The organism is Oleiphilus sp. HI0079, from assembly GCF_001635105.1.
In genome coordinates this window covers 1-773 of sequence record NZ_LWFT01001145.1, presented here as the reverse complement: position 1 = coordinate 773, position 773 = coordinate 1, and the positions used below count along the sequence as shown (strand labels likewise).

Sequence of the window (773 nt, the reverse complement as noted above, 5' to 3'; positions counted from 1 at the left end):
GCGGCAGCGAAAGTCTTTGTCTGTCGAGACAACCATTGACGAGGATCTTGTTTTATCCAACGAGCTGGATTCCCTCCTAAAGAAGCTATTTTTAGAACTGAAAAAACGAAGTGAAAAACTGAAACCGACAGAAAACGTAAGCGGTCGATTCGTGAAGATCAAGTTCAAAGACTTCTCCCAAACTACTTTGGAAGAAGCTATACAGAGCGGCACCGAGCCGTGGGCAGATCAAGATGCGTTTAGAGGTATGATGCGCAAGGCGTGGCAGCGCAAGCAACTTCCCGTTCGTCTCGTTGGGCTTGGGTTACGCATAGGCAACAACAAAAAAGACGAACTTCAGTTAGACTTGTTCTCTGACCCACCATCCGGAAGTATTCAACCCGATACATAAGCCGGTAATTAATCAGCAGCAAGGCGGATATTTTGGAACACCCATACGAACGACTTTTACCGGATATGGTGATCGACGCGGTCGAATCGCTCGATCTACTCAGTGACCAACGAATATTTCCGCTCAATAGCTACGAAAACAGAGTTTATCGAGTTGGACTCGAAGAGAGCGCACCTTGCATTGCAAAATTCTACCGACCTCAACGATGGGACAAAGAGGCTATCCTTGAAGAACATGCCTTCTCTTTTGAGCTTCAGGAGAACGACATCAACGTGGTCGCACCATTGATCATTAACGGGAAGTCTCTTCACGAGTTTGAGGGCTTTCAATTCGCTCTATTTCCTATGCAGGGCGGCTATGCGCCGGAATTAGAGCTACCGGA

At 47.2% G+C, this 773-nt stretch carries 1 protein-coding gene and 1 pseudogene; both read left to right on the top strand.

Annotated features, from left to right (window positions below):
- Positions 1-391 (top strand): annotated as a pseudogene (locus A3750_RS20265) (DNA polymerase IV); the annotation flags it as partial.
- Positions 392-423: 32 nt separating this feature from the next.
- Positions 424-773, top strand: a 350-nt coding sequence (locus A3750_RS20260; protein WP_156498782.1) for a phosphotransferase, incomplete at its 3' end; no start/stop codon positions are given.